Below are 22,457 nucleotides of genomic sequence, written 5' to 3'. Positions count from 1 at the left end.
ACATGGATAAATTATATACTGCTTCAGTAACTGCTACAGGTGGAAGAAACGGAAAAGTAGTTTCAGATGATGGCATATTAAATCTTGATGTAAAAATGCCGAAAGCACTAGGTGGTGCAGGCGGAGAGGCAACAAATCCAGAACAACTATTTGCTGCTGGTTATGCCGCTTGTTTTGATAGTGCATTACAACTTGTCATTCGTACAAAACGTGTGAAAGTAGAAAGCACAGAAGTAACTGCTCACGTTTCTATCGGAAAAGATACAGATGGTGGTTTCGGCCTATCTGCTGTACTTGATGTACATGTTGCTGGCGTCTCTCATGCCGAAGCACAAGAACTTGTAAAAGCCGCTCACGGTGTATGTCCTTATTCAAAAGCAACAAGAGGTAATATTGAGGTTACATTAAACGTAAGATAAAAAATTTAGTAAATAAAAAAAACGCGCGACATTCGTCACGCGTTTTTCGTTTTTGTCATTCTATGAATTGCCTTCCACGCTTCTTCTTTTCCAAGTCCTGTTTCAGAAGAGAATAGAACGATTTCATCGCCAATTTCAACAGCAAGCGTTTCTTTTACAACTTTTAAATGCTTTTGCCATTTCCCTTTCGGAATTTTATCGGCTTTCGTCGCAATAATAATTGTTGGGATTTCATAATGCTTTAAGAAATCATACATCATCACGTCATCATTTGTTGGTTGGTGACGTAAATCAACTACTAATACAGCTGCGTCTAATTGCTCACGTGTTGTAAAGTAAGTCTCAATCATCTTGCCCCATGCTGCGCGCTCTGTTTTAGATACTTTCGCATATCCATAACCTGGAACGTCAACAAAATGCATCATCTCATTGATTAAGAAAAAGTTCAACGTTTGCGTTTTCCCTGGTTTAGAAGAAATACGTACTAACTTTTTACGATTTAAAATTTTATTAATAAAGGAAGACTTCCCGACATTTGAACGACCTGCTAATGCAATTTCTGGTAAATCACTGTCTGGATATTGTTCTGGTTTAACAGCACTAATTACAATATCTGCTTTTGTTACTTTCATTGTTTCACTCCTACTAATGCGTGCTCCAATACTTCATCTAAATGAGATGCAAGCACAAACGTAAGGTTTTCTTTTACGCTTTCTGGAATATCATCTAAATCTTTCTCGTTTTCTGCTGGCAAAATAATTTTTGTTAAGCCTGCGCGGTGAGCACTTAATGTTTTTTCTTTTAAACCACCAATTGGTAATACACGACCACGAAGTGTAATTTCACCTGTCATCCCCACTTCTTTACTTACAGGAATACCTGTTAGTGCAGAAATAAGTGCCGTTGCCATCGTAATACCTGCTGATGGTCCATCTTTTGGAACTGCTCCTTCTGGAACATGAATATGAATATCATTTTTCTCATGGAAATTCGGATCAATCTGAAGCTCTTCTGCACGAGAACGAATATAGCTAAACGCTGCTTGTGCGGATTCTTTCATAACATCCCCAAGTTTACCTGTTAAAATTAATTTCCCTTTACCTGGCGCTACAGACACTTCAATCGCAAGTGTATCACCGCCTGCTGCTGTATACGCTAACCCTGTTGCCATACCAACTTGGTCTGTTTTTTCGGCTTGCCCATAACGGAATATGTGCTTACCAAGTAAATCAACAATGTTTTTCTCTGTTACTACAATACGCTTGCGTTCTGCTGTAACGATAATTTTTGCTGCTTTACGACAAACTTTTGCGATTTGACGCTCTAGTGTTCGAACACCAGCCTCACGTGTATAATAACGAATAATTTCAAGAAGTGCTTCATCACGTACTTGTAAATTACCTTTTCGTAAGCCATGCTCTTTTAATTGTTTCGGCAATAAATGTTCACGGGCAATGTGAACTTTTTCAAGTTCTGTATAGCCAGCAATCGAAATAATTTCCATACGGTCAAGCAGCGGACCTGGAACACTTGAAAGTGTATTCGCAGTTGCTACAAACATAACTTTCGATAGATCATACGGTTCTTCAATGTAATGATCACTGAAGTTATGGTTTTGTTCTGGGTCTAACACTTCAAGTAATGCCGCTGATGGATCTCCACGGAAGTCGTTAGACATTTTATCAATCTCATCTAATAAAAAGACTGGATTAACTGTTTTCGCCTTTTTCATACCTTGAATAATGCGTCCTGGCATCGCTCCAACGTACGTACGACGGTGACCACGGATTTCCGATTCATCACGTACACCACCAAGGGATACACGGACAAAATTACGATTTAATGATGTTGCAATCGAACGCGCTAACGAAGTTTTCCCGACCCCAGGAGGTCCTACTAAGCAAAGGATAGGTCCTTTTAATGAATTCGTTAACTTCTGTACAGCTAAATATTCGAGTACACGCTCTTTCACTTTCTCAAGACCGTAATGATCTTTGTTCAAAATCTCTTCGGAATGAGCAAGATCAATCATATCTTCTGTCGCTTCAGTCCATGGAAGTGCTAATAACCAATCCATATAATTGCGAATAACACCGCTCTCCGCAGAACTTACTGGTAATTTTTCATAACGGTCTAATTCTTTCAGTGCAGCCTTCATTGTTTCTTCAGGCATTCCCGACTGTTCAATTTTCTCACGAAGTTCTTCAACTTCCCCGCCCTTACCTTCTTTATCACCAAGTTCAGTTTGAATCGCCTTCATTTGCTCACGTAAGAAATACTCTTTTTGCGTACGCTCCATTGAACGTTTTACTTTTTGTCCAATTTTCTTTTCTAAACTAAGTAACTCTTGTTCATCTTGAATAATTGAAATAAGTGTATGTAATCGTTCCTTCACAGATACAATCTCTAAAATTTCTTGTTTCTGCTTCGTTTTAATCGGCAAGTGAGAAGCAATTAAATCAGCTAATCTTCCTGGCTCTTCTACATCAGCTACCGTTGCAAATGTTTCATTTGAAACTTTTTTCGAAACTTTAATATATTGTTCGAAATGCTCCAGTAATGTACGCATAAGAGCTTTCTCTTCTAGATCATCTTCCACTTCTTCAGTTACCGTTTTGATAGAGACCTGCACTACATTCTCTTCTTCGATAAACTCTACTACTTCAGCTCTATGTAAACCCTCTACAAGGACACGAAGCGTACCGTTCGGCAATTTTAACATTTGCTTCACTTTCGCCACTGTACCTACACTATATATGTCATCTTTTTTCGGATCATCGATATTCATTTCTTTTTGCATCGCTAAAAAGATGATATTTTCATCCATTGCCGCCTGCTCTAGTGCTTGTATCGATTTATCACGTCCTACATCAAGATGAAGAACCATCGTTGGATATACGAGAACGCCTCTTAATGGTAGGAGGGGTACGATTCTTTCATTCGTATTCATACTAGACATAGCACCTCCATAATAAATTAAACTCCTGTTCAACTATTTTATATTACAATACATCTAGATGCAATTGCAGAGATTTTCCGCAATTGTAAATCCCTCGTTTTTTCTCCCTTTTAAAAAGGAAAAAAGACTCCGCTTAAGCATACAAACTTAAACGAAGTCTGGCAAATTTTATTATCGTTCGTTCTCACATTGATTGTGCATCTGTTTCGTCTACAGTAGTATGTATATCAAGGTCTCGATGCATATTTTCCTGCATAAATGTTATCTCAAATACTTCTTTTAACTTACGAACAGGAATGATTTCAATTCCTTTTATTGTATACAAAAACGGTTGCATGTTTTCAGCAGGAATGATGACTTTCTTAGCACCTGCTTTTTTCGCGGCTTTTATTTTTGCGTACACACCACCAATAGGTTTCACTTCCCCGTGTATACTTATCTCACCGGTCATCGCTACTTCATTACTCACATACGTACGATGCACTGCTGAATATACACCTGTTGCCATAGCAATACCTGCCGAAGGGCCATCAATTGGGATACCACCTGGAAAATTAATATGTATATCATACCCTTCTGGCAACACATCTAGAGAACGAAGTACTGTTAATACATTATCTACAGAACCTTTCGCCATACTTTTGCGGCGAATGGATTTCGTTTGACTACCAATACTTTCCTCTTCCACAATCCCGGTAACATTTACCGACCCTTTATCTTTCGCCTTGATTGCTGTTACTTCAATTTCTAATAACGCGCCTGTATTTGGTCCGTATACAGCAAGTCCATTTACAAGACCGATTCTCGGAATAGGATAAATACGTTTTTCATATTTCGGTGTAAGTTGACTAGAGTGAACAACCCACTCTATATCTTCATCTTTAATGAAAGAACGTTCTTCATTTATTGCCATACCAGCAGAAATTTGTACAAGGTTAATCGCTTCTCGTCCATTTCTTGCATACATCCCGATCATTTCAATACCATTTTTACCTATTTGCATTTCCACTTTATCAGCTGCATTCTTCGCTACTTTTTGAATCTCTTCTGTATCTAACTCACGGAAAAACACTTCTAAACAGCGTGACCGAATAGCAGGAGGAATCTCCTCTGGCGAACGTGTCGTCGCCCCAACTAAGCGAAAATCGGCTGGCAAACCTTTTTGAAAAATATCATGTATATACGTTGGAATCATCGAATTTTCTTCACTATAGTACGCACTTTCCAAAAATACTTTCCGATCTTCTAACACCTTTAACATTTTGTTCATTTGAATTGGATGTAATTCACCAATCTCATCAATGAACAAAATACCACCATGCGCATCTGTTACAGCCCCTTTTTTCGGCTGTGGGATACCCGCTTGCCCCATTGCACCTGCCCCTTGATAAATCGGATCATGGACTGAACCAATTAATGGGTCTGCAATACCACGTTCATCAAATCTTGCTGTCGTCGCATCAAGTTCGATAAATGTTGCATTCGTACGAAATGGAGATTTCGGATTGCGTTTCGCTTCTTCCAATACAAGACGTGCTGCCGCTGTCTTCCCGACACCTGGCGGACCATATATAATTACATGTTGCGGATTCGGACCACAAAGAGCCGCTTTTAACGACCTAATTCCGTCCTCTTGCCCTACAATATCTAAAAAGGATGTAGGGCGTACCTTTTCCGCAAGCGGCTCTGTTAAAGAAATCTCACGCATTTTACGAAGCTGTTCTAATTCTTTTTTCGATTCTCGATCAATTGAAACTTTTTGTGTTCGCTGATTTCGAAGTAAATGCCAAAAATACAATCCGACAATTACACCAAAAACAAGTTGAACAAGTAAAAATATATTTGTCCAGCTCATAATTTATTTCCTCCCGCAATGTTTTATCACTTAGTATTTCCGCGGAGGAACATAGCTAAACATAAAGAAAAACAGCAATTATAAAAATTGCTGTTTCTTCTTCGCACTATGCAGATGTTTTTGTATCAAGTACAGTACCGTCTTGTAACACCAATTTCGGCGGTTCATTATCAGCTACTGTTTCTTTCGTCAGAATACACTTCTCGATATCTTTGCGAGATGGAAGTTCGAACATTACATCAAGCATTAAGCCTTCAATAATAGAACGAAGTCCACGAGCACCTGTTTTACGTTCAATTGCTTTTTTCGCAATCTCAACTAGTGCACCTTCTTCAAACTCTAACTCAACATCGTCAAGCTCCAATAATTTTTGGAATTGCTTAACAAGTGCATTTTTCGGTTTCGTTAAAATATCTACAAGAGCATCTTCATCAAGCGGCTCTAGGTTCGCAATAACTGGAAGACGACCGATAAACTCCGGAATTAAACCGAATCTTAAAAGATCCTCTGGTAAAACGTGAGATAAAACATGCTTCTCATTTACATCAGCATTTTTCTTCTCAGCACCAAATCCAATTACTTTCTCACCAAGGCGACGTTTAATAATTGGCTCAATGCCATCAAACGCTCCACCACAAATGAATAGGATGTTCGTTGTATCAATTTGAATGAACTCTTGATGCGGATGCTTACGACCACCTTGAGGTGGAACGCTCGCTACAGTACCTTCTAAAATTTTCAGAAGTGCCTGCTGTACACCTTCACCAGATACATCACGTGTAATTGATGGATTTTCGGACTTACGTGCCACTTTATCAATCTCATCAATATAAATGATTCCTTTTTCCGCTTTCTCTACATCATAATCAGCTGCTTGGATTAATTTTAGTAAGATGTTTTCTACATCTTCCCCTACATATCCAGCTTCTGTTAAAGATGTTGCGTCCGCGATTGCAAATGGAACATTTAAAATACGCGCTAATGTTTGTGCCAATAATGTTTTACCACTACCAGTTGGCCCAATAAGTGAAATATTACTCTTCGCTAATTCTACATCATCAATTTTACTGTTAGAATTAATGCGTTTGTAATGGTTATATACCGCTACCGCTAGTGCTTTTTTCGCGTTATCTTGTCCGATGACATACTCATCTAAGATTTCACGAATTTCTACCGGTTTCGGTACATCTTTGAATTCTACTTCTTCGTCCTTCGCAAGCTCCTCTTGTACAATTTCAGTACAAAGTTCGATACACTCGTCACAAATGTAAACACCTGGACCTGCAACTAACTTTCGAACTTGCGTTTGTGTTTTACCACAGAAAGAACATTTTAATTGACCTTTTTCATCATTAAATTTAAACATATTTTCACACCCCTTACAAAGTGCTAACCTCTTGCCTTCGTATGTACACGATAAATGTATCGTATGTAAATACATATTATGTCACTACGTGGCGAGAAATACAAATAATATGACTAGTTATGTACAAATAAAAAAATTTTAAAACTTTTGAAATATGTATATTCGACTTGTAAAGGAAGTTTTCCTTCTTCATCGAAAAGTTTTATAAATATATTTCTATATTTATAAAACAAGGCACGATTAAAATCGCGCCTTGTTATTTTATTATGCAGCGTTGTCTACTAAGAAGTCTACAGCTTTACGCACTTTAAGGTCTTCAGATAAAGCGTCTACGCTTCCAAGAGCTTGCTTGATAGCGTCTACTGGCATACCGTACATTTCAGCCATTTTTTCAACTTCTGCAGTTACTTCTTCTTCAGTAACTTCGATGTTTTCAGCTTCAATGATAGCTTCAAGAACAAGGTTGATTCTTACGCGTTTTTGAGCGTCTTCTTTCATTTGCTCTTTTAACTTGTCAGCGTCAGTACCTGTGAATTGGTAGTAAAGCTCAAGGTTCATACCTTGTTGGCTTAAACGTTGCTCGAATTCACGAACCATACGATCTAACTCAGTGTCGATCATAGCTTCTGGAATCTCGATTTCAGCGTTAGCAGCAGCTAATTCTACTACTTCGTCACGTACTTTGTGCTCAGCTTCGTGCTTTTTGCCTTCTTCTAAGTTTGTACGAAGTTTTGTTTTTAATTCATCAAGAGTTGCAACTTCTTCGTCAGCTTCTTTAGCGAACTCGTCGTTTAACTCAGGAAGTTCTTTTGTTTTGATTTCGTGAATTGTTACTTTGAATGTAGCTGGTTTACCAGCTAATTCAGCAGCGTGGTACTCTTCTGGGAATGAAACTTCAACTTCTTTAGAATCACCAGATTTAAGACCAATTACTTGCTCTTCGAAACCAGGGATGAAAGTACCAGAACCGATTGCAAGAGAATAGTTTTCGCCTTTTCCGCCTTCAAATGCTTCGCCATCAACGAAACCTTCGAAGTCGATTACAGCTGTATCACCGTTTTCAACAGTTCCTTCTTCTTTAACAACTAGTTCAGCTTGACGCTCTTGTAAAGATTTTAATTCGTTCTCTACATCTTCGTCAGTTACAGTTGTTTCAACTTTTTCTACTGCTAAACCTTTGTACTCACCTAATTTAACTTCAGGTTTCACTGTAACTTTTGCAGTGAAGATAAGGTTAGCATTTTTTTCGAACTTCTCGATGTTGATTTCAGGATGATCAACTGGGAAGATACCAGCTTCATCAATCGCTTCACCGTATGCTTTTGGTAAGATGATATCTATAGCATCTTGATATAAAGATTCGATACCAAAGCGTTGTTCGAATAACGGACGAGGCATTTTTCCTTTACGGAAACCTGGTACGTTGATTGTTTGTACTACTTTTTTGAACGCAGCGTCGATAGAGTTGTTTACTTCTTTAGCATCAACTTCGATTGTTAAAACGCCTACGTTACCTTCTAATTTTTCCCATTTTGTAGCCATTTATTCTTTCCCTCCAACTATAATAATGTATGCACATACCTCTATAGATTAAAATCTTCATTATCTCTTTTTTGAAATAACAAAAGTACAAATAATCCTCTAGCAAAAGCTTTCAGATATAATGTTCCAATCTACTAATTGTCTAAAAGACAACTACGGTATATTTTGTTCGAGAATAATATGAAACATATTAAGTAAGAGAATTACACTTCTCTTCTCTTACAAACAGGCAGATTTCTGCCTTTTGCAACCCTTACATTATAACATAGAATATGCTCGTTTCAAGAACCGAACGATTCTTTTTCATAATTATACGGGCAAATATCCTTCTCTTTCAACACGTAATAACCATTGATAAGCAATATGAAACTCTTCTAATTCAATATTATACGCTGTCATAAGCTCTTCTTCATCAATAGTCAATCCGAAACGTTTTCTTCCAATTCTCTCTAAAACAGCAGCCCAAATCTCCACTTTATCCATTAATAGAGCGAATGGGAAAACGCTAATTCGCAATTCTTTCCAATATGTAACCATCGCATCAAATATATCGGGATAATTTTGCTCTAATCGGCTTGATAATGTATGTATAATGTTATCGGATTGCTCCTCATTATGACCTGTAAATGCTGGAATCACCTTGATCGTATTCCCAAACTTTTCTACCTCTACCTCTTCTTCTATTTGATTTTCTATCATTTTATATAAAATAGAAGTTTTCAAATAAGGGTGCTGTTTTTCGTCTATTAAAAATTTCTTTAAAATAGGTAATGCAAGATCCAAGTCTTTTAACGAAAGTTGCTGAATCGCTCTTAACTTTTGTCCAAAGTTTTCTCCAAACATTTCATTAGTAAACTCATCCAATTCAAAATTCGAATCGACTAGTGACGTATCTACTTCATTTAACATACCTTCTGCAAATAAAGCGAGCTGTGCTAATTTTTCCTTTTGTTCAGACATTACATCTTTCGTTTGCAAAACCTTTTCAACGATTTCAATGACACCTTCATAATCATTTGTTTGAACTAAAATCGTCACATATGTTTCAAGAATATCACCAAATAATACAGCTCCTGTTTCAAGTAACTGTTCACATTTGTCTTTCGCTTCTTCCATATGTTTTAATTCTAACAAACAAATAACAGAAGCGAGTTCCGTTTGTTCCGTTTCTGCATTATACTGACGTAATATTTCAAAGCAGCGCAATGCATCTTCGAATTTCCGCTCTTTCAGTGCTAAAAAACCTTCATCAATATATCGCTCTGATAGTTGCGGAAACAATACGACCGTATTTTCTTTTTTATCCATACGTCCGCCTCTTTTTCTAGATTTTAATTATCTTTAAAGTAAATATATCAAATGAGTAATAAGAACACAACATCCCAAAACCCTTTGTTTGAAATATGGAAATATTTAATTTTTATATTTCAATATAAACAAATCCTTACTAAAAATTAAAAATGCGCAAATAAAAATCCTCAGCAATTAAAGCAGAGGATTCATCATTAATGGAAAGCTTTTATAATAGTGGGGTATATAACAAGGGTAATAATTTGGAGAACAATAATTGCCATAACAATCATGCTACAATAGAAGATTGGTTTACTTCGCTTCATTAAAAACATAATAATAAGCATCGTACAAGCAAACAAACTTAAGAAGAACAAACTCGTTGTCGAACTAAGTATACCACTCGGGACAAAGAACAATAACACTACACTACAAGTACCTATAATTCCAAATAACCATTCCATTCATTCACTCATTCCCTTTCCCTCTCGTGGCAGTTTTTTTTACTAAGCGATTAAATGTTTTACAACATCAACTACATACGTTAATTTCTCATACGCTACAAATCCAAAAGCAACTGTTAAACCCGTTACGATTAACCCTTTCATCATTTCTTCCTCCTCGTTTTATCGTTGTTACCTTCATTATAGAGGATTAGCAATTTGTTACCATCGAACTTCCTTACAGTTACCTTACAGAATTGTAAGATTTCAAAATGGATAGAAAAAAACCTCATATTACTTGAGAGGTTTTCACGGAATTTCTCTATAATTACTTGCAAAATTAACTTTTTTCTCTTGATTATTTTTCGGAGGAGCCATTCTTAAATTAATAGATTTACTAAATATTCGTTACTTTCCCTAACTTACTTTCAAATGTTTTCAATTATAAGAAAACACTTTATTGAAATCGTGTTAATATATTTTTGTACAATCAAGAATTTAAAAGGGGGATTATGTATGTTTAAAAAAATGGCTGCAGATGTATTAGGACTAAGTGATGTAGGGTCTGTCATTACACCGAAAGATTACGATAAAGTTGACGCTGATGATTATGTGATGCATGAAGACGGGGAGAAAATTTATTTTCTAATTAAATCCAAATCAGATGAATATTGTTTCACAAACAAAGGATTACTCCACTTAGATGGTACAAGCGCAACAAGTAAAAAACGTACACTACGCCGCTTTAGCTATAGTAAATATCCAATTAAAAACGTAGCACTTGAAACTGCGGGAACAATTGATTTAGATGTAGAAATTAAGTTTCAAATGGGAGATGAGCATTATTCAATTGATGTTCATAAAAAACATATTGAAGAATTAAAAGATTTATATAAAGCTTTACTTAAAATAGAAGAAATCTCATACGACAACGATATTACATTGCAGTATGCACATAAAAGTTTAGATATGGCATCTAATGCTTTTAGCCGTATTTCAAACGCACAAGTAAACTTAGCAGAGCAATTTAAAGAGATGAACGAGATCGCCTTTAACTGGCTTGTTGATACGAAGAAACAATATAATGTGAAAGATTATGGTTTTGTATTTGAGAAGTTTATTAATAATTAATTTAAAACAAACAAAAAACCTTGTCATCAAAAGATAACAAGGTTTTCTTAGCGCCCTAGGAGAGATTCGAACTCCCGCCCCGCCCATTTCCGCACTATTTTATATATTTTGATCGCAGTCTTAATATATCTTCCTCTTCTCGAATGCCTGCCGATCCCTTCCTCACATTTTTTACGACAGTCCAATCTGGGTTAGTTTCATCACCGATGTTCTGTACTGTAAAGTTGCCATCACCATATTTCCGGTGACCTTCTGCCAACTTCTCCGTTAAATCATTCTCATTTGATCTCGCCATCTTTGCGCCATCTCCCTTTTTTATACAACCTTCTTAAACTGTCCAACCAATCACAAGTCCAGTCAATTGGAGATTCTCGTTTTCCGCTTCTATTAATTGTAACACACTGCCGGGGATAAGTTCCGACAACGAATGCTCAATCGTACTAGAATGGTAAAAGTTTTATAACATTCTAAGTAAAAAATTAGAATAATACGGATATAGATTTGAGTTCCACCATAAGCCTATTGATTCTTTAAATTAAATATGAGGAACGGGGCGCATAAACGGCACTCTTTTTATTTAAGAAAAAGAAGTACATATGCAACTGCTTAATATTGAAAGAAAGGTCGCAAATATTAAGAATAAACTACACTTATAACCCAAACATCAATTTGTAGACAAACAAAAAACCTTGTTATCAAAAGATAACAAGGTTTTATTAGCGTCCCAGGAGAGATTCGAACTCCCGACCGTACGCTTAGAAGGCGTATGCTCTATCCGGCTGAGCTACTGGGACATGGAGCGGGTGAAGAGAATCGAACTCTCGACCAGAGCTTGGAAGGCTCTTGTTTTACCACTAAACTACACCCGCATATGTTATTTTATTTTCCTTCGTTAGCGCCGTTGCCCTATCGACAATATTTATTATATGTATAACCATACATAAAGTCAACACCTTTTTTAAAAGAGGATAATTTTTCTTATCCTCTTTTAAAAACTGCTTGTTCAACTAGTTGCCCGTCTAATGTTTCAAAACGAACTTCCATTTGATTTTCATCCATTTCTAATAACGCAAATGTCTTTTCTACACGTTGACGTGGCAATAGAATACTACCTGGATTAATAAATAAAACGCCATCGATTAATTCCGCACCTAATACGTGAGAATGTCCGAAGCACGCAACTTGCGCCCCTACCTCTTCTGCGTGGTACGCTAATGTTTGTAATGTCATTTTCACGTTATGACGATGTCCATGCACAACAACGAAACGAATGCCATCTACATCAGTTACAACTTCATCTTGAAAGTTAGCATAATCACAATTTCCTTTTACAACATGGAAACCTTGCAGCTCTTCATGAGCAGGCGTTAGCTCTGAATCACCGCAATGAATCATAACATCTACTTTTCCTTCATATTCCTCTTTCAACTGCTGTAATTCCTTCACAGAGCTATGACTATCGCTTACGATTAAAGCTTTCATCAATCTCTCTCCCTTATTCTCCTAAAAACCATTCAGGGATTTTTTCTTCTAACTTACGAAGAGCACGTCCGCGGTGGCTAATGGCATTTTTCTCATCTGAACTTAGTTCCGCCATCGCTTTTTTATATTCTTCCACATAAAAAATCGGATCATATCCAAAGCCGTTTTCCCCGCGGCGCTGTTCTAAAATATACCCTTCGCACGTCCCGTTTACAATGACAGGCTTTTTATCACCTTCAGGGAAAGCCACTGCTAATGCACAGTAGAAACGAGCTTTACGCTTTTCAAACGCTATGTCATTTAATTCTTGTAACACTTTATCAATATTCGCTTGATCATCTTTCGGCTCTCCAGCAAAACGAGCTGAATACACGCCTGGTTTTCCATTTAAAGCATCTACAATAAGACCTGAATCATCCGCAATTACGATCGCATTCAGCTGTCTACTAAGACTATCCGCTTTTAAAATCGCATTTTCTTCAAATGTTTCACCAGTTTCTTCGACTTCTTCAATATGAGGAAAATCGTGTAATGATTTTACTTCTAAATCAAATCGCTCAAATAACTCAGCAAATTCACGTACTTTCCCCATATTTTTTGTCGCTACAACAACTTGTTTCATACTTTCCACCTCTACTCTATATGAGATACGATGTCACCTAACGCTTCTTTTTGCATGTCAATCAGTTGGAAGATGCCTTGTTCCGCAGCATCAAGTAATTCATTTAACTGCGCTCTGCTAAACGTCGCTTCTTCTCCAGTTCCTTGCACTTCAACAAACTGGCCTTTTCCAGTCATAATCACGTTCATATCAACGTCTGCTTTAGAATCTTCTACATAGTTTAAATCTAAAACAACACCTTGCTCTTCAACAATTCCCACTGACGTTGCTGCTAAATAATCTTTTACTGGAATTTTAGATACTTTTTCTGCTTGTAATAACTTCTCAAACGCTAATACCATTGCTACATATGCACCTGTAATAGAAGCAGTTCTCGTTCCACCATCCGCTTGAATAACATCACAATCAATCCAAACTGTTCTTTCACCAAGTGCTTCTAAGTCAACTACCGCACGTAAAGCTCGTCCAATTAAGCGCTGGATTTCCATTGTACGTCCTGTTACTTTCCCTTTACTTGATTCCCTTATTGTACGTTGTTCTGTTGCACGTGGAATCATCGCATATTCAGCTGTTACCCAGCCCTTTCCTTCTCCACGCATAAACGGTGGGACACGCTCTTCAATTGTCGCTGAGCAAATTACCTTTGTATCCCCAACTTCAATTAATACTGACCCTTCTGGATTTTTTAAATAATTCGTATGAATATGTATATGGCGTAATTCTGTTTTCTCTCTACCATCTACTCGCATAAAAATAACCTCCTCATAACTACTTGTTAGTATAGCCAAATTTAAATGTATGATATGTATACAATAAAAGAAGGGGAACTCAAAAAGCAATTCCCCTTTCTTACTTAAGTATATCAAATTATTGAAGATTAAAAACTACCTGTATTCACGTTTTCTGGACGATCGACAGGTTTTATTAACTTTCCGCCCTTTTCATCTATAAGATTCGCTTTACCATTTACTTCAATAGAAACACTTTTCACGCCTTTCTTTTCTGTTAAAGATAAAACTAACGACTTCAATACGTAATTTGAAACCATATTTTTATCTGGGTTTATAAATATATTTTCATTAAAGTTTAATGTAAGATTTCCATCTTGTAACTTCGGATTCGTAATCAACTTAACTCCTGGATTAAAATCATTCAGAAGCGATTGATGAATCGGTCCTTTTACAAGTTCATCTATAATTGCTGCATAATCACTTTCTTTCCCTTCTGCAACGCGGCGTGTTACTGGTACGTAGTATTGCTGTTTATTATTATTTTGTGCCATAAAATAAAGTGTAACTGGTTTTGTATTTGTTACATCCGCTACTTGTTCATCATCGAAGTTGATACCATTAGCACGGCTCACCCCTTCACCAAGCGGTGTACCACCAACAGGCATCTTCGCCAATTTCTCACCATTTATTTGGAACTGCACTTGTTTTATTTCTTTAAATTGCGTCAACGTCCACGCTATTGATTCAACCATTTGACGCTCTTCTTCTTTTGCATAGTTTTTCATTTCTTTAGAGAAGTCAATGACTGCCGTCCCATCTTTTTTCAAATTTAAGGTCATCGATGTATTCGCTGGAATGACTGCACGGAACCCATTCGGTAATAAATTCGTTACCGGTCCATCTTTCACAAGGTACTCTAACGTTTGCTGAATGACCTCATTCGCTTTCGGAGTAGGTATAGCTAACGTTTGCGGTACAACATAACCATTTTTATCAACAAGGTATAGTTCTCTATTTACCGTTTGTCCTTGCTTATCTTTCTTAGCTACTTCTTTCTTTCCACCCTCTGTATACGTAACTTGTTTTGGCGGATCAATTTGTTCCGTTGCTTTCTCCTGATTTATAAAGCCACACCCTGTTAGTAAAACAGCGCTCACAGTAGCACCAACAACCCATTTAAAAGTGGATTTAGGCATGCCATTCCCCCCTAAAATCTAAGTTTGTACTATTATGTATACGAGCTGTTTCATGTTTTAGAACTAGCTGTACTCCTTATAAAGTAAAACTTTAATCAGTGGGATAAACAAAAAACTCCTGATTTCTCAGGAGTTCACTTATATGGATTCTACTATTATTCTTTTTCTAAATGAATATGTTTCACATTTTCAATCGGTTGACCGAACCATTTTGATGCAATTTCTTTAAATAGGCCTATTTTTCCTGTCGTTAAGAAGAGATGATCACTTTGTTCCTCTCCCTCATTCAACATTTTACTATGGTATAAAATTGTACTTACTTCGCGCGCTGTTTCATCACCTGAACTAATTAGTTGTACTTTATCTCCCATTACTTTTTTAATAACAGGACCTAAAATTGGATAATGTGTACAACCTAAAATAAGTGTATCAATATCAGTATTTTTCAGCGGTTGCAACGTTTCTCGTACAACTTCATACGCCATTTCACTTTCAAAATTTCCACTCTCTACAAGCTCAACGAAAGGCGGACACGCTAAACTTTCTACCATAACACGGTTATTAATAGACTTTAACGCTTCTTCGTATGCACCACTTTTCACCGTTCCAATCGTTCCAATAATCCCAACATGATACGTGTTTGTCACTTTTAAAGCTGTACGTGATCCTGGGTGAATAACTCCTACCACTGGAATTGGTAATTGTTTCTGCATCTCTTCTAATACAACCGCAGTTGCTGTATTACACGCAATAACTAACATTTTGATATTTAAATCTAGTAAATGCTCCGTCATTTCCCACGTAAATTGACGCACTTCTTCTCGAGAACGTGGACCATAAGGGCAACGTGCCGTATCCCCTAAATATATAATACGTTCTTTCGGCAACTGACGAATTAATTCCTTCGCTACTGTTAAACCGCCAACTCCTGAATCGATAACACCGATTGCTCTATTCAACTTCATCACCCATTTTCTCATTCATCATCTTATTTTATCATTATATTTTACACACTTTAAGTTCGCTAACTTAAACTGCTTCTGTATGAAAATTTTCATTTGTACCTGTATAGACTAGGACCTTTTTTATTTTGCTCCTTTTTTTCATAATTTGCAAGATAGAAAAATAACCGACCTTCTATATGAAAGTCGGTTTCTTCTATATAAAATGCGTATTTATTGCTCCATCTTTTTTTGGAAAGAAGACATTCCTATTAATAAGAAGAAATGAGCAGAAATTAACATGACAATTAAAATAAAATTCAAACGATAACTATTTGTAGATTCCATAATTTTGCTCGCTACAGCTGGTCCAAATGCCATACCGAAAAAGTTAATTAAATTATATAAACCAAGACCGACTCCAACTTTAGCTGGATGTAATGTTTTCGGTATAAATGTGTTTACTGATACTTGAATGGCTGAATAACTCATAAATGTTAAAATAATCGCCACTAAAATAACAATTAAGCTCCCATTCGGAATAAGCCCTAAAATTAAAAAGCCAACGATCATAATGACAGACGCTACATAAATCATATTCACATTTCCAAACGAAGGGACAATTTTCCCAGTAATAAAACTAGATACAATCCCAAAGATTGATGCAACAAACAAAACAATTCCGATAACAAATGGAGACAATCCGTGTTCTCTGCCTAACAGCAATGGTAATAATAATAAACTAGCACATAGCGCCACATTCATTATAAATCCGACCGCTATTAAACGAAGAAATGGTTTATTTGTAAACAACTCAATATGAATAAATGGATGCTCCGCGTTCTTCATACGAACCGTGAATAAAAATAAGAAAGCTACCGATAACACAAATAGCCAAATATTAATATTTACACCTAATAAAACAGTCGTAATGAACGCAAATAATAACACCGCTCCAATGTAATCAAAATGAAACGCTTCATCCGTATGCTGCGCTTCTTCTGGCATAAATTTTATAAGCAAGAAAATCCCAACTACTGAAATAACCATAAATAAAAATAAATATGGCCACCCTAATGTATTTGTAATAGCCCCGCCAACTAAAGGACCAATACCTATCGCTAATGCAATAGAAGAACTAATCATCGCTAACGCACCAGGCTTCTTATCAGGAACAACTAATTTTGCCACTGCAATCATACTAAGCGCAATAAATGCCGCGCCCCCACTCGCCTGCACTAATCTTGCAAGAATGGTAATCGCATAAGATTGATTCATAAATCCAATAATAGAACCCGCTACAAATATGATAATTGAAATAATTAATAGTTTTTTTACACTATAACGATCCGCCAGCTTCCCATATATCATCGAACCAATACCGACAACTAAGGAATACCCTACTACAACCCAACTTACTTTCGATTGACTAATGGATAAATCATTAGCAATATCTTCTAACGCTACATTAAATAAAACCGCATTCATCGGTCCTAATAAAACGATAAAACATAATGTGAAAACAAACCATTTTGAATGGTTGCTTATATCTTTCCCCATGTGTAACACCTCTCCTGATTGTAGTAACTGTAAATGAAGAATAAAGTTGTTTAGCTCCGCTATCACAACTAAACAACTTCATCAAATGTATAAATTTATCGCGCGACAAACTGAATTCGAAACGAAGCATGTATATTATTCGATATTCATGGAACTATCATAGTTTCAGCATTACAGTTTGTCAACGAAAAATATACAAAGTAAACTAATTTAGTCTTTTCGGTTTACTTTGTTCAAAGATTGTTATACACTAATTTCGAATCCGATATAAGGAGGACTGACATGGTTATTCAAATTTGCAATTTCTAATTTCATAAAATTAAGTAAATAAAGAACTTTTATATAGAAGAAACATTATAGGAGGATTATGATGAAGAAAAAAATGTTAGTTGTATTAACGAGCGTAGAAAAATATCCAAATTTAAATAGAGCGACTGGGCTTTGGCTTGGTGAAGCTGTCCATTTCGTTAAAAAAGTTGAAGAAGCTGGTTACGAAGTAGATTATGTCAGTCCACAAGGTGGTTATACACCGATTGATCCGCATAGTTTAGCAATGGCGGAGAGCATCGATTGGGAATGGTATCAAAAGAAAGAATTTATGAATCGTCTCGGTTCTACAATGAAACCGAGTGAAGTGAATCCAGCAGACTACGCTGCGATTTATTACGCAGGCGGTCACGGTGTAATTTGGGACTTCCCAGAAAATAAAGAACTTCAAATGATTAGCCGCAACATTTATGAAAATGGCGGAATCGTCTCCTCTGTTTGTCACGGAGCTGCTGGTTTATTTCATATCACATTAAATAATGGGGAACGCTTAATTAGTGGTAAAAAAGTAACAGGATTCTCAAATGAAGAAGAAAAACTAGTTGAATTGGATCAATTCGTTCCATTTTTAACAGAAGATGAACTCATTAAAAATGGAGGTCTTTACGAAAAAGCTGTGCATCCTTGGGAAGCTTACGCTGTAGAAGATAATCGTGTTATCACTGGTCAAAACCCAGCTTCAGGTGGTTCAGTAGCTGAATTAGTATTACAACACGCAAAAAAATAACATGTAATAAAAAAGCAGATTTTCCATTACTATAGGAAAATCTGCTTTTTCACGAAATCATTTGCAAAATAGCAATAACTTCTTTTTCAATTTTAGAATCATCAATTGCTTCTATATACTCTGGTTTAAAAAGTTGATACTTCTTCAATTCATAAAAATCCAGTATCGCTTTCTTTAACGTAATATCGTACTGAATACAAAAAGAATGATCTATAATACGTCTTAACATCACATCATCTTGCACCATAAATAATTGTGCGTTCATTTTATTAAAGTAGCCTTGTTCCATACCAGCTTCAAAAAACATTTGCAAATTATGATTACGATTTTGTTGTGCAGCAACTAACCGATCAGATAAGTGCGGATATGCCTCTTTCAAATCTTGTAAAAAGACATCAGAAATATATGTCACACATTTTAAAGAATGGATAAACGTCTTTTGGAAACGCTCTGCAAAAGACATACTTTCATCTTGATTATCCGCATCTCCTTCAAGAAGGTAGTTCATAAAATCTTCTACCACAGCTTCAATAATCTCATCTTTTGAAGAAAAACGTTTATATAAAGTAGCTTTACTAATATCCATATACTTCGCAATTTCATCTATTTTCAATTGGCTAAAACTCGTTTTTCTAATAACGGGCTTTATTTTATTAATATAAGTATTTGCACACGCAACTTTTCTCATTAAAAGAGCCTCCCCTTTTGTCCATACAAAATAGTATAGCAAATTCAAGATTAATTATAAATGAAGTCATTATACTCAATACATCTTTTTAGTTTAAGAGGCATTTATACTATAGAAAAAATGCCCGCTACCTTTATGAGTAACGAGCTCTTTTTCTATAATTTACTTACAGCTCTTCTTATAGCTTTCCCTATTTCCATACTAGACTGCGGATTTTGCCCTGTAATTAAACGCCCATCTACTACGACATGTGGCGTGAATTTTGGAGCAACATAAAACAAAGCCCCTTCTTCTTTCAATTTACTTTCTAATAAAAACGGCACTCGCTTTTCTAAATGTACAGCTTTTTCCTCATCATTCGTATAACCTGTTACACGCTTACCGGCAACAAAAAACGAGCCATCTTTATTTTTCACACCGACTAAAGAGCTTACGCCGTGACAAACAGCTGCTACAATCCTGTTATTGTTGTACATATTCTCAATCAAATTTGCAACATATGGATTACCTGGAAAATCTACAATCGCTCCGTGCCCACCGCCAAATAAAACCGCATCATAATCCGAAAACTGAACCGTTGAGATCGGCTTCGTATTTTGCAATAAAGAAGCAACATGCTTAAATTCACGAGGTATCCCGTTCGGAATAGAAACTCTATCAATAGGTACTCTACCACCCTTTATCGACACAATATCAACATCGAACTTAGCCTTTTTAAATACATTATAAGGAGCTGCGAGCTCTTCCAGCCACAAACCAGTCGGGTGTCCATTCATATCATGAGCGCTTGTTGAAACTAACAATATCCTTTTCAACATATCCCCTCCTTACTACCTATTTATGTATGGAGTGTTCTTATCATTCATATAGCAAGCGAAAAAAAACGATAACAACAAGCTGACTTTTATACAAAAGGTCAGCTTGTTGCTATCGTTTGAATTCTTTCGTACGAAGATGTTCACAACCTATAGCTTTTATCTCCAACGCCACGCAATCGTTGTATCCTCCATATGAATAGCAGGTATATCAATCCCTAAATATCGCTGATCATCCTCATCAAAAATAGACCAATTTTCTTCATATAACAATTCAGGATCTATGCTTTCAAAATCAAATCCACTATCTTCGTCTACCATCTCACGAAAATATTTTTGGAACGGTTTACTATTTTCATATAGACGAATTGTTCCATACATCCATGGCATGTCTCCGAAAACACCTTTAATTTCACCTATCTCCATATCCTTAAAATACAACTTCATATTTGCACCTTCTTATTCATAAATGACAAAGATACCTAACCTGAATGCCTCATCATGTTCTAAAGTAGTTATTTTTAATGTTTCTTTCTTAAACATATCTTCCTTCTCAAAGTCTGAGATACCTTTTTAAGTTCAAAATATAAACAGAAAAATAGCCGACTCTTCATATAAAAGTCGGCTTTCTTTTTATAGTTCGAGCTCTCCCATGCGAAGAAGCTCAACAACTGCTTGTGAACGTCCTTTAACTCCTAGCTTTTGCATTGCGTTTGAGATGTGGTTGCGTACTGTTTTTTCACTGATAAAAAGTTCACCTGCAATTTCCTTCGTTGTTTTATCTTGAACCAGTAATTCAAATACTTCTCTCTCTCTCTTTGTGAGTAACGGTTTAGATTGATACGCTTTTTCCTTCAACTGGTATAACCCTCCTTGCTTAAGCCAGAGCCGTGTATGTGTAAGTTGGGTGTTTATTTAGTCAAGATATTGTATGAACGAAATGTGCGGGTGGTGAATGAAAATGGGCTTTATTTCACATGTTATTTTAGACTTTTATACAGTGCAGACACTCTTTGTATCCACTCACTTTTCAGTACGCCATATTTGTTCTAGTAATATACTGACAACTGTACCTACGAACAAACCATTTCCGAATATATATTGCATCACAGACGGCAGTGATTGGAGTGCTCCAGACGGTAAAAACATAACACCGCTTCCAAATAATACAGCAACTCCTAAAATCGTTACATTCCTTTCGCCCATCGGCACTTGTTTTATATTATGAAATCCAATTCCAATTAGCTGTACGAACGAAGCCATTAAAACCGCAGATGCGACAGCGGATGGCAACGATGCTAAGTAACGAATAATACTTGGAAACAGCGACATTACGACTAGTAACATACATGCTAGTAAGAACGATCGTATATATTTTTGTTTCGTTAAACGTATAAATCCTGCCGTTGCTGGTAACGGTACGACACCTACAGTTGAAAATACAGAAGAAATGATGTGCGAAATCCCTCCAACCCACGTACCATCCTTCAACTGTTTCTGTTCAATAGTCGCTTTTTGAATGGTAGCTTGATTGATCGCTATAATTGCTGCCACTGTATTAGAAACTAAAATACATACCATAACGAAACTTGATACAGCCATACCTGTATTCCATTTCGGAAGTCCCCAAGCAAATATTTGTGGAAGTTGCACAAAATGAGTTACTTGAGATGGAATCGTCACTTTTCCTGCAATGAGAAAAAGAACCCACCCACTAATTAATCCTATTAAAACTGCGTAACTTTTGACAAAACCTTTTCCAAAATTAGATAGTATAATAACGAACAAAAATATACTAAACGCGATTATCGCTGTAAATCCATCAATTTGAGAAACAGTAGCAGTAATTCCTAGCATCCCTTTCAGAAATACACCACTTAATTGTAAACATAACAAAAGTAAAAACGTTCCTGTCACAAGCGGCGTGAATAAAAATAAAATACGTCCGATAAAACCAGTTACTCCTAATCCTATTAAAACAACACCGGAAATTATCATTCCTAATTCTAAAATTTGCAACGTACTATGTAATTGATCTTGCCCGACAGTTGCATAAGCAAGTACGGTAAATACGCCAACCCAAGATCCAGCTGGCCCATCCGCAATTGGTAGTCTATGTCCAAGCCACCCTTGTAAAAAAGAAGATATACCAACTACAAAAAACGTACGCTGCATTAAATAAAATATTTCTTCCGTCGTAAGATGAAATAATCCGCCAACGACAATGGGTAGTGCGATTGAATTCGCTAATAAAAATATAAACCATTGCAAAGTTCCCATAATATGATTTTGATTATGTTGATTGTCCAAATTTTTCATCCCTTCCTAGCTAACCTATAAGAAATATATTGTAAACACAAAAA

The 22,457-nt window shown here is 36.3% G+C and carries 22 protein-coding genes and 2 tRNA genes; 3 read left to right on the top strand and 21 right to left on the bottom strand.

The annotated features are described in order from the left end of the window. Positions 1-2 precede the first annotated feature (2 nt). Positions 3-419, top strand: a complete 417-nt coding sequence (locus MKO96_RS19625; RefSeq protein WP_240588409.1) for an organic hydroperoxide resistance protein — start codon at positions 3-5, stop codon at positions 417-419. Positions 420-454: 35 nt separating this feature from the next. Here the strand turns inward: MKO96_RS19625 and ysxC are convergent, their stop codons facing one another. From ysxC to MKO96_RS19590, 7 genes are all read right to left on the bottom strand, one after another. Beyond that, positions 455-1,051 (bottom strand): ribosome biogenesis GTP-binding protein YsxC, encoded by a 597-nt coding sequence (ysxC, locus tag MKO96_RS19620; protein WP_000869124.1) that lies wholly within the window; start codon positions 1,049-1,051, stop codon positions 455-457. Further along, positions 1,048-3,378, bottom strand: a complete 2,331-nt coding sequence (gene lon / locus MKO96_RS19615) for an endopeptidase La (RefSeq protein WP_240588408.1) — start codon at positions 3,376-3,378, stop codon at positions 1,048-1,050. Before lon ends, ysxC begins: the two co-directional genes overlap by 4 nt. A 184-nt stretch (positions 3,379-3,562) precedes the next feature. After that, positions 3,563-5,233 carry an ATP-dependent protease LonB gene (gene lonB / locus MKO96_RS19610; RefSeq protein ID WP_240588407.1) on the bottom strand — a complete coding sequence of 557 codons (1,671 nt, stop codon included), beginning with the start codon at positions 5,231-5,233 and terminating at the stop codon, positions 3,563-3,565. Between the two features lie 106 nt (positions 5,234-5,339). Beyond that, positions 5,340-6,599, bottom strand: a complete 1,260-nt coding sequence (clpX, locus tag MKO96_RS19605; RefSeq protein WP_000472285.1) for an ATP-dependent protease ATP-binding subunit ClpX — start codon at positions 6,597-6,599, stop codon at positions 5,340-5,342. Between the two features lie 264 nt (positions 6,600-6,863). Beyond that, positions 6,864-8,141, bottom strand: coding sequence for a trigger factor (gene tig, locus MKO96_RS19600; protein WP_064474678.1), 1,278 nt, complete (start codon positions 8,139-8,141; stop codon positions 6,864-6,866). A gap of 309 nt (positions 8,142-8,450) precedes the next feature. Then, positions 8,451-9,449, bottom strand: a complete 999-nt coding sequence (locus MKO96_RS19595; protein ID WP_240588406.1) for a hypothetical protein — start codon at positions 9,447-9,449, stop codon at positions 8,451-8,453. A 197-nt stretch (positions 9,450-9,646) separates the two neighbouring features. Next, the gene (locus MKO96_RS19590; protein ID WP_001973787.1) at positions 9,647-9,895 is read right to left on the bottom strand and encodes a hypothetical protein; all 249 of its coding nucleotides are present in this window, start codon (positions 9,893-9,895) and stop codon (positions 9,647-9,649) included. A 495-nt stretch (positions 9,896-10,390) separates the two neighbouring features. On the opposite strand from MKO96_RS19590, the gene MKO96_RS19585 reads away from it, so the two are divergent. Further along, positions 10,391-11,005, top strand: a complete 615-nt coding sequence (locus MKO96_RS19585) for a PH domain-containing protein (protein WP_087982190.1) — start codon at positions 10,391-10,393, stop codon at positions 11,003-11,005. Positions 11,006-11,099: 94 nt separating this feature from the next. Here MKO96_RS19585 and MKO96_RS19580 read toward each other — a convergent pair whose 3' ends face one another. The 9 genes from MKO96_RS19580 to MKO96_RS19540 all read right to left on the bottom strand — a co-directional run bounded on the left by MKO96_RS19580 (position 11,100) and on the right by MKO96_RS19540 (position 17,537). Further along, entirely contained in the window at positions 11,100-11,300 is a 201-nt protein-coding gene (locus MKO96_RS19580) for a cytoplasmic protein (RefSeq protein ID WP_151633448.1), read from the bottom strand. 425 nt (positions 11,301-11,725) lie between these two features. Beyond that, positions 11,726-11,799, bottom strand: a tRNA-Arg gene (locus MKO96_RS19575). A 1-nt stretch (position 11,800) separates the two neighbouring features. Then, positions 11,801-11,874: transfer RNA gene (locus tag MKO96_RS19570), tRNA-Gly, on the bottom strand. A 109-nt stretch (positions 11,875-11,983) separates the two neighbouring features. Beyond that, entirely contained in the window at positions 11,984-12,487 is a 504-nt protein-coding gene (locus MKO96_RS19565) for a metallophosphoesterase (RefSeq protein ID WP_098537505.1), read from the bottom strand. Between the two features lie 13 nt (positions 12,488-12,500). Beyond that, complete coding sequence (locus MKO96_RS19560; protein ID WP_046956272.1) at positions 12,501-13,109, bottom strand: XTP/dITP diphosphatase; 609 nt, start codon at positions 13,107-13,109, stop codon at positions 12,501-12,503. Between the two features lie 11 nt (positions 13,110-13,120). After that, positions 13,121-13,858, bottom strand: coding sequence for a ribonuclease PH (gene rph, locus MKO96_RS19555; RefSeq protein WP_001261774.1), 738 nt, complete (start codon positions 13,856-13,858; stop codon positions 13,121-13,123). Between the two features lie 128 nt (positions 13,859-13,986). Further along, the gene (gene gerM / locus MKO96_RS19550; RefSeq protein ID WP_240588405.1) at positions 13,987-15,036 is read right to left on the bottom strand and encodes a spore germination protein GerM; all 1,050 of its coding nucleotides are present in this window, start codon (positions 15,034-15,036) and stop codon (positions 13,987-13,989) included. 155 nt (positions 15,037-15,191) lie between these two features. Beyond that, entirely contained in the window at positions 15,192-16,001 is an 810-nt protein-coding gene (gene racE, locus MKO96_RS19545) for a glutamate racemase (protein WP_000774000.1), read from the bottom strand. A gap of 210 nt (positions 16,002-16,211) precedes the next feature. Next, positions 16,212-17,537, bottom strand: coding sequence for an MFS transporter (locus MKO96_RS19540; RefSeq protein WP_240588404.1), 1,326 nt, complete (start codon positions 17,535-17,537; stop codon positions 16,212-16,214). Between the two features lie 370 nt (positions 17,538-17,907). Between MKO96_RS19540 and MKO96_RS19535 the strand changes: the two genes are divergently transcribed. Further along, on the top strand, positions 17,908-18,591 hold the full coding sequence (locus tag MKO96_RS19535) for a type 1 glutamine amidotransferase domain-containing protein (protein ID WP_087982195.1): 684 nt from the start codon (positions 17,908-17,910) through the stop codon (positions 18,589-18,591). 49 nt (positions 18,592-18,640) lie between these two features. On the opposite strand, the gene MKO96_RS19530 is transcribed toward MKO96_RS19535, so the two are convergent. From MKO96_RS19530 to MKO96_RS19510, 5 genes are all read right to left on the bottom strand, one after another. Continuing rightward, a complete protein-coding gene (locus MKO96_RS19530) occupies positions 18,641-19,279 on the bottom strand; it encodes a TetR/AcrR family transcriptional regulator (protein ID WP_240588403.1) in 639 nt (212 codons plus the stop codon). A 155-nt stretch (positions 19,280-19,434) separates the two neighbouring features. Next, entirely contained in the window at positions 19,435-20,097 is a 663-nt protein-coding gene (locus tag MKO96_RS19525; RefSeq protein WP_240588402.1) for a type 1 glutamine amidotransferase domain-containing protein, read from the bottom strand. A 156-nt stretch (positions 20,098-20,253) separates the two neighbouring features. Further along, a complete protein-coding gene (locus tag MKO96_RS19520) occupies positions 20,254-20,541 on the bottom strand; it encodes a hypothetical protein (protein ID WP_087982200.1) in 288 nt (95 codons plus the stop codon). 186 nt (positions 20,542-20,727) lie between these two features. Continuing rightward, positions 20,728-20,952 carry a spore germination transcription factor GerE gene (gene gerE, locus MKO96_RS19515; RefSeq protein WP_000659484.1) on the bottom strand — a complete coding sequence of 75 codons (225 nt, stop codon included), beginning with the start codon at positions 20,950-20,952 and terminating at the stop codon, positions 20,728-20,730. 165 nt (positions 20,953-21,117) lie between these two features. Further along, positions 21,118-22,413, bottom strand: a complete 1,296-nt coding sequence (locus tag MKO96_RS19510) for a purine/pyrimidine permease (protein WP_240588401.1) — start codon at positions 22,411-22,413, stop codon at positions 21,118-21,120. Positions 22,414-22,457: the final 44 nt, after the last annotated feature.

This window comes from Bacillus sp. ES1-5, from assembly GCF_022487605.1.
GTDB classification, from domain to species: domain Bacteria; phylum Bacillota; class Bacilli; order Bacillales; family Bacillaceae_G; genus Bacillus_A; species Bacillus_A wiedmannii.
The sequence above is the reverse complement of the archived record's forward strand: the minus strand, read 5'-3'. Positions and strand labels throughout refer to the sequence as shown.